The organism is Haloferax chudinovii, from assembly GCF_042663345.1.
In the GTDB taxonomy this organism is placed as follows: Archaea; Halobacteriota; Halobacteria; order Halobacteriales; family Haloferacaceae; genus Haloferax; species Haloferax chudinovii.
In genome coordinates this window covers 56,372-73,724 of record NZ_JBHTAB010000001.1, presented here as the reverse complement: position 1 = coordinate 73,724, position 17,353 = coordinate 56,372, and the positions used below count along the sequence as shown (strand labels likewise).

Genomic DNA, 17,353 nt, shown 5'->3' with positions numbered 1-17,353 from the left:
ATGACTCCGGCGGACCGTGCCGTACTTTTATGCTGGATGCCACCGCATCTCAGACGAAGCGAGTCATGACAGACCGTATCTGGGAGGACCTGCTATCTGAACAGGATAAACAGGTCATCACGAAGGCAGGTTACGACAAGGAGGGCGCCTCGTCGTGGGAGTCCCGCGGCATGGGCGAGAACCCGATGGTTCTCGTCATCGACATGCAGCGGCTCATCGTCGGCGAGAACGTCCCCATCCTCGACGCCATCGAGGAGTACCGCACCGCGATGGGCGACATCGCGTGGGACGCCATCGAGCACATCGACCCGTTCCTCGACTTCGCGCGGGAGCAGGGGCTTCCGGTGACGTACACGCGGGTCGTCCCGTCGAGCTACGACGACCCCGACCACCCCGACCTCGACATCGTCGACCCGGTCGCGCCCGAGGCGGGCGACACCGTCGTCGACAAGTCCTACGCGTCGGCGTTCTACGGGACCGACCTGCTCTCGCGGCTCGTCCGCGGGGGCCACGACTCGGTCATCATCGTCGGCAACTCCACGAGCGGGTGCGTCCGCGCCACCGCGGTCGACGCCAAGCAGAACGGCCTCAGCGTCGTCCTGCCGCAGGAGTGCATCTTCGACCGCATCGAGGCGTCGCACAAAATCGGCCTCCTCGACCTGTGGATGAAGTACGCCGAGGTGCTGGAGACCGAGGCGGTCGAGGAGTGGGTCGAGACGCTATGACCCACGACCTCGTCATCTCGCACGGCACCGTCGTCACGCCCGAACACGGCACGTTCGCGGCCGACGTGGCGGCCGACGGCGGGACCATCTCCGCCGTCGCCGCGCCCGGAACGCTCTCGGGCGAGACGGAAATCGACGCGACGGGCAAGCACGTGCTCCCGGGCGCAATCGACCCGCACACCCACCACGGCATCTACCGCGGGCTGGCGGCGGACGCCGAGTCCGAGTCCAAATCCGACCTCGTCGGCGGCGTGACAACCATCGGGAACTACTTCCGCCGGGCCGGGGCCTACGAGGAGATTATGCCGGGCTACTTCGACGAGGCGGAGCCGAACTACTACCACGATTACTTCTTCTCGCTCGGCCTGCTCTCGATGGAGCACGTCGAAGAGATTCCGACCATCATCGACGAGTTCGGCATCACGACGTTCAAGTGGTACATGAACTACAAGGACGCCGCCCGCGAGAAGTTCGGCGTCGACTGCGACATGCACGACGACTTCGGCGACGCCTTCGTGCGGAAACTCGCCGAACAGGACGTGCCGACGACGCTCGGCTACCACTCCGAGAACGTCGAAATCACCAACGCGCTCGCCGGCGGCAACGTCTACGTCACCTCCGAGTCCGACGACACAGACGCCAGCGAGGACGAGGGCTACGAGGTGATGGTCGAGGAGTTCCCCGGCTACGCCGAGACCCAGAGCATGGTCGCCGGGGCCGCGCTCGCGAAGGTCCACGGCTACGACGACCGCTTCTACGCGGTCCACATCTCCGCCGGCCAGACCGCAAACGAACTCGCCGCGCTCCACGACGCGGGCTACCGGGCGTGGGGCGAGACGTGCATTCACTATCTCACGCTCACCACCGAGGAGTGCGACGAGCGCATGAAGGTGAACCCGCCGGTCCGGTCGGAGGAGGACCAAGAGACGCTCTGGGAGCGCCTCGCCGACGGCACCATCTCGACTATCGGGACCGACCACTGCGCCAACCTCGCCGAGAACAAGTTCGGCGAGGGCATCCGCGACAGCCTGCTCGGGTTCCCCTCGACGCCCGTGATGCTCCCGCTCATCCTCTCGGAGGGCGTCAACGAGGGCCGCATCTCGCTCGAACGCGCCGTCGAGGTGACGAGCACCAACGCGGCGAAGGCGTTCAATCTCTACCCCAAGAAGGGGACGGTCCGGGTCGGAAGCGACGCCGACCTCGCCGTCGTCGACCTCGACGAGACGAAGACGGTCACGCCGGAACTGTTACACAGCGTCAGCGGCTACTCCCCCTACGAGGGCCGAGACGTCACCGGCTGGCCGACACAAACCGTCGTGAAGGGCGAACTCGCCTACGACGACGGCGAAATCGTCGGCACGAAAGGGAACGGAACCCACATCGACCGGCCGGTGTGAGCCGTCGCGCGGTCGGAGCCACCACCCGAACGGCTCGACCCCGACCCAACTCGCCGCCGACGCGGACTGACCGGCCACGCGGAACCGGGCGCATACCCCGACCGGCCGTGCGGACGCGCACACGCACCACCTGACGACCACCACACGCGACACAGAACGAGAAGACACACACGATATGACGAACGACACGAACGGACCACTCGACGGCCTCGTCGTCCTCGAAGCCGGGTCGATGATATCCGGCCCGACCGTCGGCCGCTTCTTGGCCGACTTCGGGGCGACGGTCATCAAAATCGAACACCCGGCGTTCGGCGACCACATCCGCCGCTTCGGTCCACAGAAAGACGGCGTCGGCCTCTGGCACAAGTACCTCTCGCGGAACAAGCAGTCTATCACGCTGAACATCTCCACCGACGAGGGCGCGGCGGTGTTCGAGGACCTCGTGGGCGAGGCCGACCTCCTCATCGAGAACTTCCGACCCGGCACGCTCGAACGCTGGAACGTCGGCTGGGAGCGACTCTCCGAGGTCAACGACGACCTCGTGATGCTCCGGATGTCCGGCTTCGGCCAGACCGGCCCGTACGCCGAGCGCCCCGGGTTCGGGACGCTCGCGGAGGCCATGTCCGGGTTCGCTTACCTCAACGGCTTCCCCGACTCGCCCCCGTTGCTCCCGCCGACCGGCCTCGCCGACAACATCGCGGCGCTGTTTTCGACGTTCGCGGTGATGTTCGCGCTCTACCACCGCGACGTCCACGGCGGCGGCGGCCAGTACATCGACACGAGCCTCATCGAACCCATCTTCGGCCTGCTCGGGCCGCAACCGCTCCGCTACGACCAACTCGGCGAAATCGAGTCGCGGTCGGGCAACCGCTCGACCTCGTCGGCCCCGCGGAACGTCTACCGGACGGGCGACGACCGCTGGGTCGCCATCTCCGCGAGCGCCCAACCGCTCGCCGAGCGCACGTTCGACGCCATCGACCGCCCCGACCTGAAAGACGACCCGCGGTTCGAGACCAACGAGGACCGACTGGAGCACGTCGACGAACTCGACGCCATCATCCAAGACTGGATGGACGACCACAGCCGCGAAGAGGTGCTCGACGCGTTCGAGGCGGCCGACGCGACGCTCGCGCCCGTCTACAACGTCGAGGACATCCTCAACGACGAGCACTACGCGGCGCGCGAGGCGTTCCTGACGGTCGACGACCCCGACCTCGGCGAGGCGGTCGTCCAGAACGCCTTCCCGAAGTTCTCGGAGACGCCGGGGCGGGTCGACCACCTCGGTCCGTCGCTCGGCGAACACAACGACGCGGTCTACCGCGACCGGCTCGGCTACGACGAGTCGGTGGTTTCTGACCTCGAAGCGGAGGACGTGATATGAGCCTCCTCGACTCGCTTCCCGAGCGCGTCCACGTCGTCGAGATGCTCCCGCGCGACGGGTTCCAGCGCCTCGACGAGTTCGTCCCGACCGACGAGAAAGTCGAGATAATCGACGCCCTCTCGGACACCGGCGTGGACGAAATCGAACTCTCGTCGTTCACCCACCCGAAGGCCGTCCCGACGCTTCGGGACGCCGACGAGGTGGCGACGCGAATCACCCGCCGCGACGGCGTGACCTACCGGGCGCTCGTCCCCAACCTCCGTGGGATGGAGCGCGCCGTCGAGGCCGAGGTGGACAAGGTGAACGCGCTCGTCACGGTGAGCGAGACCTACACGGAGAAAAACCAGAACCGCACCCGCGAGGAGGTGCTCGCGGAGATGGACGACATCGTCGACCTCGCCCACGACCACGGCATCGAGGTCGAAGCCGGGATGGGGACGAGCTTCTACTGCCCCTACGAGGGCGCAATCGACCCCGCGGAGACGCTCGCGGTCGTCGACAGCGTCGTCGAATCCGGCGTCGACGAGGTGACGCTGGCGACGACGATGGGCCTCGCCAACCCCGTCGAAATCACGGAGCGCTTCACCGCCGCGTTCGAGGCCCATCCCGACCTCGACATGGGCCTGCACCTCCACGACACGAACGGGATGAGCCTCGCCAACACGCTGGCGGCGATGGCCGTCGGCGTCGACCGCTTCGACGCCTCGGTCTGCGGGCTCGGCGGCGGCGTCGTCCTCCCGGGCGACATGTCCGGCGTCGGCAACACGCCGACCGAGGACCTCGTCCAGATGCTCGAACGCATGGGCGTCGGCCACGGCGTCGACTTCGGCCGCATCGAGGCGGCCGCCCACGACGTGTCCGACCGACTGGGCCTCGGCCTGACGAGTCACGTCCTCGCGGGCGGCACCGTCGAGGGCGTCCTCGACACCGTCGCGGCTGACGGGGAGGCGGACTGAGATGTCCGGCAAGACCCTCGCGGAGAAACTGCTCTCGGAGAAATCGGGCACCGACGCCCGCGCCGGCGACTACGTCGAGGCCGACGTGGACGTGGCGATGGCCCACGACATCACCGGGCCGCTCGCGTTCCAGACGTTCGACGAGGTGACGGGCGACGACGGCGAGCTGTTCGCGCCCGACCGGACCGTCTTCACTATCGACCACCACGCCCCCGCAGACGGGGTGCAGGCCGCGAACAACCACAATGCGGTCCGCGAGTTCGCGGCGAAACACGGCGCGCATCAGTTCGACGTGGGCGACGGCATCTGCCACGCCGTGCTCGTCGAGGAGGGCTTCGTCGGCCCCGGCGACCTCGTCATCGGCGCGGACTCCCACTCGACGACTTACGGCGGCATCGGCGCGTTCGGGACCGGCGTCGGCTCGACCGACCTCGGGACCGCGCTCGCGACGGGCGAACTCTGGTTCCGCGTCCCGAAGACCCTGCGCTTCGAGGTCGAGGGCGACCTCGGGGACGGCGTCTACGCGAAGGACCTCATCCTGCGGTTCATCGGCGACGTGGGCTTCGACGGCTGTACCTACATGGCCGCCGAGTACGCCGGGAGCACCATCGAGTCGCTCCCGATTCACGAGCGCCTCGTCCTGTCGAACATGGCCATCGAGATGGGCGGTAAGACGGGTCTCGTCGCGCCCGACGAGCGCACCGAGTCGTACCTCGAACGCCAGACCGGGAACGACGTCGACCTCGCCGACGCGTTCGTCTCCGACGACGACGCCGACTACGAGGCGGTCTACAGCTACGACGCGGCCGACCTCGCCCCGCAGGTCTCGAAGCCGTCGAACCCCGAGAACGCGGTCGACGTGACCGAAGTCGCGGGCACCGAGGTCGACCAACTGTTCGTCGGCACCTGCACGAACGGCCGGTACGAGGACATCAAAATCGTCGCGGACATCCTCGAAGGCGAGACCATCGCCCCGAACGTCCGGCTGGTCGTCGTCCCCGCCTCGAAGTCCGTCTACCAGCACATGCTCCAGACGGGCGTCTTCCAGACGCTCACCGACGCCGGCGCGGTCATCCAGAGCGCCGGCTGTGGCCCCTGTGCGGGCTACCATCAGGGCGTCCTCGGCGACGGCGACGTCTGTCTCGCCACGGCGAACCGGAACTTCCCCGGTCGCGAGGGGTCGATGGAGTCGTCGGTCTACCTGTCGAGTCCGGCGACCGTCGGCGCGAGCGCGCTGTACGGCGAAATCACCGACCCCCGAGAGGTCGAGACGAAACGCTACGACGACACGGTGTTCGCGGAGGTGCGTCCATGACGGAAACCTCCGATGTCACCGGCGACGGCGGCCGTCCCGACCCGGCCGAACCCGGCCGCGCGTGGGTCTTCGGCGATAACATCGACACCGACCAGATAACCCCGTCGCGCTTCATCGTCTCGTCGGACCCCGACGAACTCGCCAGCCACGCCTTCGAGGACCTCAGACCCGAGTTCTCCGCGTCGGTCGAGTCCGGCGACTTCGTCGTCGCCGGCGAGAACTTCGGGAGCGGGTCGTCGCGGGAGCACTCGCCGCTGTCGCTCGTCGGCGCGGGCGTCTCGGCGGTCGTCGCGCAGTCGTTCGCGCGCATCTTCTTCCGCAACGCCATCAACCTCGGCCTGCCGGTGCTCATCTGCCCCGGCGCGGACGCCATCGAGGACGGCGACGAGATTCACGTCGACCTCGACGCGGGCGTCGTGACGAACCACACGCGAGACGAGACCTACGAGGCGGAGGCGCTCCCCGAGTTCCTCCAGTCGCTGGTCGAACAGGGAGGGTTGAAGGCCTACACGAAGGCGAAACTCGACGGCTGAGCGGGCACTCAGCTCACGTCATACCGCTTCCACCGCACCGACCGACGACCGCACAGAGGCACCCGCGAACGCCGTTCCGAGACGGTAGTTTTTATGTTCTCTCATTCCTTCCGCGCGTCCCAGTAGAGGAGTCCGGCGGCGACGACGAGACAGACCGCGAGCCCCGCGAACGCGGCGACGTAGCTCGCGTAGGTTGCGACGATGCCGACGTACGCCGGCCCCATCGCGTTCGCACCGAGGAACAGCGCCCGCGCGGCCCCGAGGTCGGCCCCGCGGTCGGCATCGGGCGCGTTGTCCATGATGATGGCGTCCGCGAGGGGGAACTCCGTCTTGTAGCCGGCCGCGAGCGCGACGACGGAGACGTAGATGAGCGGGCGCGCCGCCACGGCCGAGAGGACGGCGAGCGAGCCAGCGGCCACGAGCATCCCGACGACGGCGATGGACTCGCGGCGGAACCGGTCGCTCAGGCCGCCGGCGACGGGTTTGATGGTGATGCCGACGGCGAAGACGATGGCGAACGTCGCGCTCGCCAACTGCTGGTCGAACCCCTTCGCCTCGATGAGGTAGGTGGGAAAGAAGTTGATGAAGCCGCCGACCATGAAGTAAAACAGCCCGAACGCGAGGAGCGTCCGGCGCTGTTCCGCGCTGGCGAAGAGGCGACGGAGCGTTCCCGAGACGTGGAGTTCGGGCGAGCCGACGACGTACCCGTCTCTCGACCAGAGCGCGTAGAGGACGGTGAGCCCCGCGAGGACGACGGCGACCGGGAGGAACGGCGTCCGCCACGTCGCGTAGGTCACCGCGAGGATGGCGAGCCCCGAGGAGACGAGGCCGCCGAGGTCGGTGCCGGCGGCGTAGATGCCGAGTGCCCGGCCGCGGCGTTCGACGAACAGGTCGGACAGGAGCGCCCGCGAGGGGATGGCGAACAGCCCCTTTCCGAGTCCCGTGATAATCGCGGCGGCGACGAAGCCCGCGAGGCCGCCGGCGAGACCGAACGTGAGGAAGCCGAGGACGAGGATGCCCAGTCCGGGGACGATGAGCGTCGCTCGCGTCCAGCGGTCTGAGTACTCGCCGCCGGGGTACTGGGTGACGGCGTAGACGCCCTGAAACAGCGCCAGCGCGATGCCGGCGGTCGCCTCCGTTATCTGTAGCTCCTCGATAATCGTCGGCAACAGCGGCGATAAGAGAAACCGGCCCGTCTGGAGGACCGCCCACGCCAGCGACACGGTGACTAACATCCGACCCGGGTAGCCCGCAAGCAAGCGCTCGTCGGATGTCGGCTGTTGGTTCACACCCTGCGTACTCCGACCTGCTACCAATGGGTTACGATTCCGGAACGCTGGTTCCGGTTGTCGGCGTCGCGGTCCCGAAGCCCGCGATGAGCGAAAATAAATGATAATAGATTTATTATCACTTCTCGTGTAGGTGGTGCTACGTCATAAAATAGCCCTCCGAGCCGGTATAAGACGACAATTTCTACAAATTTTAAAATTTGTAAAATTTTTATCGGCTCTAAACCTGACACTGTTTATTTAACCCGATTCGGAGCTCCTCTGTCCTCGATGGCCGCCGCACGAATTTTTACCACCCACGCCCGCGATGGGGCGGGCATGGACGCGACGGCAATCGACCACGTGAACCTCCGCATCCCCGCCGACGGCCTCGACGCCGCCGTCGGGTTCTACCGCGACGCGCTCGGTTTCGACATCGAAAACCGCGACCTGTACGAGTCGGGCGAAAAGCCCTTCTTCTCCGTGCGACTCACCCCGGCGAGCGTCATCCACCTCCGGCCGGCCGAGAACTTCGACCCGCCGGCGCGGACCGCCTTCGACCACGTCGCCATCGAGTTCGCCCACGACATCGACGAACTCCGCGACCACCTCGACGCCGCCGGCGTCGAAATCGACCGCCAACTCGAACCACTCGGGGCGACGGGCGTCGCGCCCGCGGTGTACGTCACCGACCCGTTCGGCTACACGCTGGAGCTGAAAGCCGCGCCCGCCGACGACTGAGCCTTACAGCACGTACTGCGCGACCGAGTCCATCACTTTTCGCTCCGCCCGGCGCAGGTGTTCCTCGGCGGTCCGCCGCGAGACGCCCATCTCGTCGGCGATGGTCGCGGTCTCGATACCGCGCGGCAGGTCGTAATAGCCGCCGGCGTGGGCCAGTCGGAGCGCCTCGCGCTGGCGGCCGGTGAGCGCGGGCATCGCGTCGGCGGGGGCCAAAAGCGGGCCGCTCCCGCTGGCGAACGACACCGCGCGCTTGGACTCGACGCTCACGTCGAAGCCGCTGTCCACGAGGTCGCGGAAGCACGCCGTCAGGTCGTCGGCGGAGACGGCGAGCAGGCGACAGACCTTCGCGCCGCCGCGGTAGCGAAGCGGCGGGACGAGCAGTAGCCCGTGTTTCCGCACGTAGCCTTCGATGTGGTCTATCTCGTGGTCTCGGAGGCAGTCGGCGGTGACGACGACCAACTCGTCGCCGCGTTCGACCGACGCCGCCACGCCGACGGTGTCGCCGACGCGGTCGAGCACGTCGCTTCCGACCCCGCCGCTGACGTGGAGCATGTCGCAGTGCTCGTTGCACCACAGTTCGACGCTCGCGGCGTTGCCCGCCGTCGCCGCCGCGTAAGCGCTGTCGTCCCTGATTCGGAGGCTCGCCTCGTACATACGCGGACCGTAGTTCGGCGCGAATATATAAATCACGCACCGTGTGGTGGGGGAATCGCTACCCGTCTCGCGCCCGAAGTCTGTGGTATGCACGACCAGCAATCGTCGGCACAGCGGGACCGACTCGGCGACCCGAGCGACGAGTGGCGCGCGTATCAGGGCGCGCCCACCGGGACGGACATCGAGTGCGAGGGGTGGCGACAGGAGGCGGCGCTCCGAATGCTCAACAACAACCTCGACCCCGAGGTGGCCGAGCGCCCCGAGGACCTCGTCGTCTACGGCGGGACCGGTCGCGCCGCCCGCTCGTGGGACGCCTACGACGCGATTCTCGCCGAACTCCGCGACCTCGACGACGACGAGACGCTCCTCGTCCAGTCGGGCAAGCCGGTCGGGAAGTTCCCGACCCACGAGCGCGCCCCGCGGGTCCTCATCGCCAACTCGAACCTCGTCGGCCGCTGGGACGACTGGGAGCACTTCCACGAACTGGAGGCCGAGGGGAAAATCATGTACGGCCAGATGACCGCCGGCTCGTGGGCGTACATCGGCACGCAGGGCATCATTCAGGGGACGTTCGAGACGCTGGCCGAACTCGCTCGCCAGCACTACGACGCCGACCTGCGGGGGAAACTCGTCGTCACCGGCGGCCTCGGCGGGATGAGCGGCGCACAGCCCCTCGCGGTGACGATGAACCACGGGGTCTGCATCGCCGCCGAGGTGCAGGCCGACCGCATCGAGCGCCGGGTCGAGACGGACTACCTGATGGAGTTCGCCGACTCGCTGGACGAGGCGCTCGAAAACGCGCAGGCCGCCGTCGACGCGGGCGAACCCTACAGCGTCGGCGTCCAGATGAACGCCGCGGACATGCTCGAAGAACTGCTCGAACGCGACGAGATTCCGGACGTGGTCACAGACCAGACCAGCGCCCACGACGAGCTCGAAGGCTACTACCCGAGCGGCTACACCGTCGCGGAGGCCGACCGACTCCGCGAGGACGACCCCGACGAATACGTCGACGCGAGCCTCGACACGATGGAGCGCCACGTGCAGGCCATCCTCGACTTGCAGGACGCGGGCGCAATCGCCTTCGAGTACGGCAACAACATCCGCGGGCAGGTCCAGAACCACCGCGGGATGACCACCGCCTTCGACTTCCCGGGCTTCGTCCCGGCGTACATCCGCCCGATGTTCTGCCGCGGGCGCGGGCCGTTCCGGTGGGCCGCGCTCTCCGGCGACCCCGCCGACATCCACCGCACCGACGAGGCGATTCGAGCGCTGTTCCCCGAACACGAGTCGCTCATGCGCTGGATAGACCTCGCACAGGAGCAGGTGTCGTTCCAAGGGCTCCCCTCGCGGGTGTGCTGGCTCGGCTACGCCACCGACGACGACGGCCTCACGGAGCGCGCCCGCTTCGCCCTAAAAATCAACGACCTCGTCGCCTCGGGCGAGCTCTCCGCGCCGGTCGTGGTCACCCGCGACCACCTCGACGCGGGGTCGGTCGCCAGCCCGTACCGCGAGACCGAGGCGATGCGCGACGGCACCGACGCGGTCGCCGATTGGCCCATCCTGAACGCGCTCCTCAACACCGCCGCGGGCGCGGACATCGTGAGCGTCCACGACGGCGGCGGCGTCGGCATCGGCAACTCGTTGCACACGAACAACCACGTCGTCCTCGACGGCTCGGACCTCGCGGCGGAGAAGGCCCGCGCCGTCTTCACGACCGACCCCGGCATGGGCGTCATCCGCCACGCCGACGCCGGCTACGAGGACGCCCTGGACGAGGCGACCCGGTCGGACGTTCGCATCCCGATGCGGGACCACGACGCGGCCGACCGCGCCGACCGCGCCGACCGCGCCGACCGCGCGGCCGAAGATGTCGAATCCGCCGGCCGAGGTGACGAATGACTCTCACCGACCCGCCCGCGTGGGAGGGAACGTCGTCGGACCCGAACGACGAGCAGTTCGGCCACGTCATCCGCCCGACGGGAACCGAGGAGGCGGGCGACTTCCGCGCCGTCCTCGTGGGCGAACCCTACGACGGGGCCGTCATCGGTCGGCGCGGTGCCCGCGAGGGCCCCGCCGCGATTCGGCGCGCCCTCGCCGGCGTCAAGACCCACCACTTCGACGAGGGGCCGGTCGCCGGCGTCGCCGACCTCGGTGACCTCTCAATCGCGGCGTACAACGACGGGGACGACCCCGAGAACCACGTCGCGGACGTACAGGGTATCGTCGCCGACGAGGCCGCGGCCGTCTACGAGCGCGGCGCGCTCCCGGTCTTCCTCGGCGGCGACAACTCCCTGACCGTCGGGAACGTCACGCCGCTTCTCGGCGGCGACGACTCGGTCGGGGTCGTGAGCTTCGACGCCCACCTCGACTGCCGCGACCCCGCCGACGGCCCGACGAGCGGGACGCCCTACCGCCAGCTGTTCGACGCCGGACTCGACCGCCTCGCCGTCGTCGGCGCGCGTCACTTCGAGACCTCGACGGCCTACGCCGATTTCCTGCGCGACTCCGGTGGCACCATCCTCACCGCCGACGAGGTCGGTCGCGGCCCCGTCGAGACGGCGGAGTTCGCCCTCGACGCCGTCGCCGCCTGCGACCGCGTCTTCGTCAGCCTCGACGTGGACGTGTTGGACCAGACGGCCGCGCCGGGCGCGAGCGCGCCGACCCCCGGCGGCGTCACCACCCGCGAACTGTTCTCCATGCTCCGCCGCGTCGCGGCCGACCCCCGCGTCGCCGGCTTCGAGGTCGTGGAGTGCGCGCCACCGCTGGACGACGAGGACGGCCGAACCGTCGGCGCGGCCGCCCGTGCGGTCGCCCACTTCCTCGCGGGGGTGACGTCGCGTGACTGACGCGGGTTCCACGGCCGGCCTCACGGTCGTACACGACGCGACCGAACTGGTCGTCGGCCCCGACGAGGGAACCGGCGTCGTCGTCCTCGAAGACGCCGCGTTCGCCGCGCTCGACGGCGAGGTCGTCGCCGTCGGGCCGACGGACGAGGTGCTTTCGGACTACCCGGTCGCAGACGCCGAGACCGCCATCGATGCGACCAGCAAGACGGTCCTCCCGGGCTTCGTCGACCCGCACACCCACGCGCTGTTCGCGGGCGACCGCTCGGACGAGTTCGTGGCGAAGTTACAGGGCGCGACCTACGAGGAGATTCTCGCCGACGGCGGCGGCATCCTCCGCACCGTCGACGCGGTCCGCGAGGCGTCCGACGACGAGTTGGTGGCGAACCTCACCGGGCACCTCGATGCGATGCTCGCCCACGGGACGACGACGGTCGAGGTGAAGACCGGCTACGGCCTCGACACCGAGACCGAACTGCGGATGCTCTCGGCCATCGACGCGGCCGGCTCGGGCCACCCGGTGGACGTGATTCCGACGTTCATGGGCGCGCACGCCGTCCCGCGCGGGACGGACGCAGAGGAGTACACCGAGTCGGTCGTCGCCGACCAACTCCCCGCGGTCGCCGAACAGGGCGTCGCCGAGTTCTGCGACGTGTTCTGCGAGCGCGGCGTGTTCACCGCTGAGCAGTCCCGTCGGATTCTGGACGCGGGCCGCGACCGCGGTCTCACGCCGAAGATTCACGCCGACGAGTTCGCCGCCATCGGCGGCACCGACGTGGCGGCCGCGGTCGGCGCGGCCAGCGCGGACCACCTGCTCCACACCGACGAGGCGGGCCGCGAGGCGCTCGTCGACGCCGGCGTCACACCGGTCATGCTCCCCGGCACGGCGTTCGGTCTCGGAGCCGACTACGCCGACGCCCGCGGCTTCCTCGACGCGGGCCACGAGGTCGCGCTCGCCACTGATTTCAACCCGAACTGCTTCGCTCGAAGCATGAGCTTCGTCGCCACCCTCGCCAGCGTCGGGATGCGAATGACGCCCCACGAGGCGATTCGGGGCGTCACGAGCGCCGCCGCGGGCGCGCTCGACCTCGACGACGGCACGGGTACGCTCCGCGCGGGAGCCCCTGCCGACGCCGTCGTACTCGACGCACCGACCGCGTCGCACCTCTCGTACCGGTTCGACACGAACCCCGTTTCGACCGTGCTGAAATCGGGGGTGGTCGCCCGTGAGTGACGCCGCGTCGCTCCCCGAGTCGGTCACGCTCGACGGCACGTCGCTGACGCCGGAAGATGTGGCCGCCGTCGCCCGGCACGACGCCCCGGTCGAACTCGCCGCCGAGTCGCGCGAGCGGATGCGCGAGTCGCGCGAGCGCGTCGAATCCGTCCTCGAGTCCGGCGAGCCGGTGTACGGCGTCAACACCGGCTTCGGCCACCTCGTGGAGACCCACATCGACCGCGAGGACATCGAGCGACTCCAGACGAACCTCGTCCGGAGCCACGCCGCCGGCGCGGGCCGCGAACTCACCCGCGAGGAGGTCCGGTCGATGATGGTCAGCCGGGCCAACACGCTCGCCAAGGGCTTTTCTGGCATTCGGCCCTCGGTGGTCGACCTGCTCGTCTCGATGCTCGACGAGGGCGTCCAGCCGGTCGTCCGCTCCCGCGGGAGCCTCGGCGCGAGCGGCGACCTCGCGCCCCTCGCGCACATGGCGCTCGTCCTCATCGGCGAGGGCGAGGCCCGCGTCGACGGCGAGCGACTGCCGGGTGACGAGGCCCTGCGCGCCGTCGGCTTGGAGCCGGTGACGCTCGCTTCCAAGGAGGGCCTCGCGCTCATCAACGGGACGCAACTCACCGTCGGCCTCGCCGCGCTGTTCGTCGTCGACGCCGAGCGAACAATCGAGGCCGCCGACGCCGCGGGCGCGCTCACGACCGAGGTCACGATGGGCACCACGGCGAACTGTGACCCCGCCATCCACGAGGTCCGCCCCCACCCCGGCCAGCAGGAGAGCGCGGCCGAGATTCGCCGCCTCACCGCCGGCTCGACCGTCCTCGAATCGCACAAGGACTGCGAGCGCGTGCAGGACGCCTACTCGATTCGCTGTCTCCCGCAGGTCCACGGCGCGGTCAGAGACGCCGTCTCGCACCTCCGCGAGGCCGTCGAAGTCGAACTCAACAGCGTTACCGACAACCCGCTCGTCTTCCCGGCGGGCGCGGTGGACGAGCGCGCGCCCGGCACCGACGTGGCCGCCGTCGTCTCTGCGGGCAACTTCCACGGCGAACCGCTGGCGCTCCGCCTCGACTACGCCGCCGGCGCGCTGACCGAACTCGCGGCCATCTCCGAGCGCCGGACCGACCGGATGCTCAACCCGGACGTACAGGAGTCGTATCTCCCGCCGTTCCTGACCGAACACAGCGGCCTCCGGTCGGGGTACATGATCGCGCAGTACACCGCCGCGGCGCTCCTCAACGAGTGCCGGTCGCTCGGTCGCCCATCCATCGACTCGACGCCCGTCAGCGGCGGGCAGGAAGACCACGTGAGCATGAGCGGCCAGAGCGCCCTCAACGCCCGCACGGTCGCCGAGAACGTCGCGACCATCGTCGGCGTCGAACTCCTCTGCGGCGCGCAGGCCGCGGAGTTCCTCGGCGAGGGCCTCGACCTCGGCACCGGCACGGGGGCCGTCCGCGACGCGATTCGGTCGGTGGTCCCGCCCCTCGACGAGGACCGCCGCCTCGACGGCGAACTGGAGACCGCGGCCGACCTCGTCCGGTTCGGCGCGATTCACGCGGCCGTCGCGGACGCCGGGCTCTCCGGCTGACCGGCGGGCGCGTCGTCGCCGCCACCTTCGCCGCCGCCGCGAGGTCGCCGCCGACACGGTGTCCGTGGTCGCCGACTCAGCGGTTCCCGTTGATGATGTCGGCGACGCGGTCGCGGTCGAACAGCTGTTCTTCTCCGGGAATTTCGGGGTACGGCCCCTCGCTGTACTCCGGCCACGCGCCGAAGCGGTCCGGGTAGAGCTGTTTCGCGGTCATCTCCAACTGGAACAGGTTGAGTATCGGTCCCTGATAGCGGCCGCCCTGCGCGTAGACGCGCTCGTTTTTCACGGCCGAAATCTCGGCACCGACGGGGTCGTCGCGGAGGCCCGCCCGGATGTCCGGCATGCTCGTGTTCGGATGCATCCCGCCGAGCGTGAGAATCACGTCGGGGTCGGCTTCGAGGAGCGTCTCGAAGTCGACGGTGGTCCCGGACTCCACGTCGTCGCCGAACGCGCTGACCGGCTTCAGCGGGCGAGTGTGGGCGGTCAGAAACCCCGGCGTGCTCAGGTTGTAGGCGTAGATGGACTCGAGGTCGCTCGGGCCGAGGAGCACCGCAGTCGGGCGGTCGGCCTCCGCGGGGAGGTCCGCCGCAATCGTTGCGAGCAGTTCCTCGCGGACCGCCGCGAGCGCCTCGTACTTCGCCTCCTCTCGGAGCACCTGTGCGACCTTGGCGAATATCTCCCAGAGGCCGTAGTAGTCGTAGGCGTCGGCCCACTCGGTCGGCGGCGCTTGGTGCCGCGCGCTGAACGCGTTGCCGAACCACGGGCCGACGTTCTCCTCGATTTCGTCGAGGTCGGCCCGACTCCAACTGCCGAGCGCGGAGACGCTGGCCGGGTCGGCGAGATGTACGTCGCTGTCGAGTTCGTAGAGCCGCTCTTTCGACGGCTCCCACGACGAGTACAGGCCGCTCCAGTCGAGTTCGACGCCGGGGAGTCGCGGCGTGAACTGGTTCCACAGCGCGTCGTAGTAGTCGGGGGCGTGCATCGCGTTGACGGCGTCGCCGCGGCCGAGCGCGAACGCCATCCCCGCGTGGTGAGTCAGCCGCGTGAAGATGCGCTCGGGGACGCGTTCGAACGTCACGTCGCCCATCGGAGCCATCGACACCGTGTACGAGTCGCCGCCGCCCGCGGACCCCGCGGTCGACTCGCTCGTCGTCGTTGAGTCGGTCGCGGTGGCGTCCGCCGCGCCCGCATCCGTCGTGGTCGTGTCCGACCCGGATGAACCCGTACAGCCGGCGAGCAGTCCGCCGACTGCAACCGAGCCACCGTAGGTCAAGAACTTCCTGCGCGTCGGTTCGTCGCTGTCTGCCATCGTATATTTAGGCCGACCTAATCCATATATGCGTACCGATTTAGGCTCCCCGAAACTTTCGAAACGCATTTGTTTGTTTAGGCCAGCCAAAAAGTATGAGCCGAGACTTCACCAGCCGGGTGACTCCCACGCGGCGCGCGTATCTCAAGCGCGGCGGCGCGCTGTTCGCGGGCGGCCTGCTGGCTGGCTGTGCCGGACAGAACGACGCGGATTCGTCGACGGACGCGGCGGACGCGGCGGACGCCACCGCGACGACGACCACGACCGAAGCGGCTTCCGACGCGGAGACTGCGGCCGACGGTGACTCCGCCGGATACACGGTGTCGATGTCGCCGGCCGGCGACGTGACGTTCGAGTCGGTCCCGGAGCGCGTGATGGTGTACAACCTCGTCTACGCCGACGCCGCGGTCGCCTTCGGCCACGGCGACGCGGTGAACTCCCTCGGCTTCGACAGCGATGCAGGCGGCCGGACGCTCGACGCCTACTACGAGCGCCTCGACGGCGTCTCGTTCGACCGGAGCGACCTCGCGCAACTCAACTCGGGGTCCGGGAGCGTCGACATCGACAAGGAGGTCGTCTACGAACTGGACTCCGACCTGCACCTCGTCGACCCGGCGCTCGTGGCCAGTTTCGACGGCTGGGACCGGTCGGACGTCGAGGAGATTCGCGAGCAGGTCGCGCCGTGGTTCGGCAACGCCTACAGTCGCGCGCACGCCCGACCGCCCGAGCCGTACGCCGACGACTACGAGTACTACACGCTCTGGGAAATCGTCGAGAAAGTCGGGCAGGTGTTCCGGGAGGCAGACCGCTTCGCGGCGCTCCACTCGGTACGGGACGACCTCCTCAGCACCATTCAGTCGGAGCTCCCGCCCGAATCGGAGCGGCCGACCGTCGGCGTCGTCATCTACATGGACGAGACGTTCTACCCGACGAAAATCGACGCACCCGGATTCGCGACCTCGCACATCCGTCCGCTCGGCGTCACCGACGCCTTCGCGGCCGGTGACGTGACGTTCGAGACGTCATACGACTTCGAGACGATGCTCGAAATCGACCCCGACGTACTGCTCCATAGCTACGGTATCGACTCGTACTACGACGTGGCGTCGATTCGCCAGAGCCTCGAAGATCACCCCGTCGGGAGCGAACTCAGCGCGGTCCGGAACGACCGCGTCTTCCCCTCGGGGACGCCGGTACAGGGGCCGATTATGAACCTGTTCCAGACCGAGATGACGGCCAAACAGCTCTATCCCGACCGGTTCGGCGCGTGGCCGGAGTACGCAGGCGGCGCGTATCCCGAAATTCCCGAGGACGAGCAGTTGTTCGACCGCGACCGCGTCGCCGACATCGTCACCGGCGACTGAGGCGATCGGTTTTTCCGTGGCTGTCTCTCTCGCCGCTCGACGCCGGCGGGC

15 protein-coding genes are annotated in these 17,353 nt (G+C 68.7%); 12 read left to right on the top strand and 3 right to left on the bottom strand.

The genetic code is table 11. From position 1 onward, the window contains the following. The first annotated feature begins 65 nt into the window (after positions 1 to 65). From ACFQI8_RS00390 to ACFQI8_RS00365, 6 genes are all read left to right on the top strand, one after another. The gene (locus ACFQI8_RS00390; RefSeq protein WP_390242092.1) at positions 66 to 725 is read left to right on the top strand and encodes an isochorismatase family protein; all 660 of its coding nucleotides are present in this window, start codon (positions 66 to 68) and stop codon (positions 723 to 725) included. Continuing rightward, positions 722 to 2,122: a dihydroorotase gene (locus tag ACFQI8_RS00385; protein ID WP_390242091.1), complete on the top strand. Its 1,401-nt coding sequence runs from the start codon at positions 722 to 724 to the stop codon at positions 2,120 to 2,122. Before ACFQI8_RS00390 ends, ACFQI8_RS00385 begins: the two co-directional genes overlap by 4 nt. Positions 2,123 to 2,297: 175 nt before the next feature. After that, complete coding sequence (locus ACFQI8_RS00380) at positions 2,298 to 3,503, top strand: CaiB/BaiF CoA transferase family protein (protein ID WP_390242090.1); 1,206 nt, start codon at positions 2,298 to 2,300, stop codon at positions 3,501 to 3,503. After that, positions 3,500 to 4,459 (top strand): hydroxymethylglutaryl-CoA lyase, encoded by a 960-nt coding sequence (locus ACFQI8_RS00375; RefSeq protein ID WP_390242088.1) that lies wholly within the window; start codon positions 3,500 to 3,502, stop codon positions 4,457 to 4,459. Before ACFQI8_RS00380 ends, ACFQI8_RS00375 begins: the two co-directional genes overlap by 4 nt. Position 4,460: 1 nt before the next feature. Beyond that, positions 4,461 to 5,774, top strand: coding sequence for a 3-isopropylmalate dehydratase large subunit (locus ACFQI8_RS00370; RefSeq protein ID WP_390242086.1), 1,314 nt, complete (start codon positions 4,461 to 4,463; stop codon positions 5,772 to 5,774). Beyond that, entirely contained in the window at positions 5,771 to 6,307 is a 537-nt protein-coding gene (locus tag ACFQI8_RS00365) for a 3-isopropylmalate dehydratase small subunit (RefSeq protein WP_390242085.1), read from the top strand. The genes ACFQI8_RS00370 and ACFQI8_RS00365 overlap by 4 nt, the downstream gene beginning before the upstream one ends. A 101-nt stretch (positions 6,308 to 6,408) precedes the next feature. Here ACFQI8_RS00365 and ACFQI8_RS00360 read toward each other — a convergent pair whose 3' ends face one another. Beyond that, positions 6,409 to 7,542, bottom strand: a complete 1,134-nt coding sequence (locus tag ACFQI8_RS00360) for an MFS transporter (protein WP_390242954.1) — start codon at positions 7,540 to 7,542, stop codon at positions 6,409 to 6,411. Between the two features lie 372 nt (positions 7,543 to 7,914). Between ACFQI8_RS00360 and ACFQI8_RS00355 the strand changes: the two genes are divergently transcribed. Next, entirely contained in the window at positions 7,915 to 8,316 is a 402-nt protein-coding gene (locus ACFQI8_RS00355) for a VOC family protein (protein WP_390242953.1), read from the top strand. Positions 8,317 to 8,319: 3 nt separating this feature from the next. Here the strand turns inward: ACFQI8_RS00355 and ACFQI8_RS00350 are convergent, their stop codons facing one another. Further along, positions 8,320 to 8,970, bottom strand: coding sequence for a helix-turn-helix domain-containing protein (locus ACFQI8_RS00350; protein ID WP_390242084.1), 651 nt, complete (start codon positions 8,968 to 8,970; stop codon positions 8,320 to 8,322). Positions 8,971 to 9,057: 87 nt separating this feature from the next. On the opposite strand from ACFQI8_RS00350, the gene hutU reads away from it, so the two are divergent. From hutU to hutH, 4 genes are read left to right on the top strand one after another with little or no spacing between them, the layout of a single operon-like run. Next, positions 9,058 to 10,872: a urocanate hydratase gene (gene hutU / locus ACFQI8_RS00345; RefSeq protein ID WP_390242083.1), complete on the top strand. Its 1,815-nt coding sequence runs from the start codon at positions 9,058 to 9,060 to the stop codon at positions 10,870 to 10,872. Next, positions 10,869 to 11,819 (top strand): formimidoylglutamase, encoded by a 951-nt coding sequence (gene hutG, locus ACFQI8_RS00340; RefSeq protein WP_390242081.1) that lies wholly within the window; start codon positions 10,869 to 10,871, stop codon positions 11,817 to 11,819. Before hutU ends, hutG begins: the two co-directional genes overlap by 4 nt. Further along, on the top strand, positions 11,812 to 13,050 hold the full coding sequence (gene hutI / locus ACFQI8_RS00335; RefSeq protein WP_390242079.1) for an imidazolonepropionase: 1,239 nt from the start codon (positions 11,812 to 11,814) through the stop codon (positions 13,048 to 13,050). Before hutG ends, hutI begins: the two co-directional genes overlap by 8 nt. Then, the gene (hutH, locus tag ACFQI8_RS00330; protein ID WP_390242078.1) at positions 13,043 to 14,629 is read left to right on the top strand and encodes a histidine ammonia-lyase; all 1,587 of its coding nucleotides are present in this window, start codon (positions 13,043 to 13,045) and stop codon (positions 14,627 to 14,629) included. Before hutI ends, hutH begins: the two co-directional genes overlap by 8 nt. Before the next feature lie 76 nt (positions 14,630 to 14,705). Here hutH and ACFQI8_RS00325 read toward each other — a convergent pair whose 3' ends face one another. Beyond that, on the bottom strand, positions 14,706 to 15,938 hold the full coding sequence (locus ACFQI8_RS00325; RefSeq protein ID WP_390242077.1) for an ABC transporter substrate-binding protein: 1,233 nt from the start codon (positions 15,936 to 15,938) through the stop codon (positions 14,706 to 14,708). A 95-nt stretch (positions 15,939 to 16,033) separates the two neighbouring features. On the opposite strand from ACFQI8_RS00325, the gene ACFQI8_RS00320 reads away from it, so the two are divergent. After that, a complete protein-coding gene (locus ACFQI8_RS00320; RefSeq protein ID WP_390242076.1) occupies positions 16,034 to 17,302 on the top strand; it encodes an ABC transporter substrate-binding protein in 1,269 nt (422 codons plus the stop codon). The last annotated feature ends 51 nt before the right edge of the window (positions 17,303 to 17,353 follow it).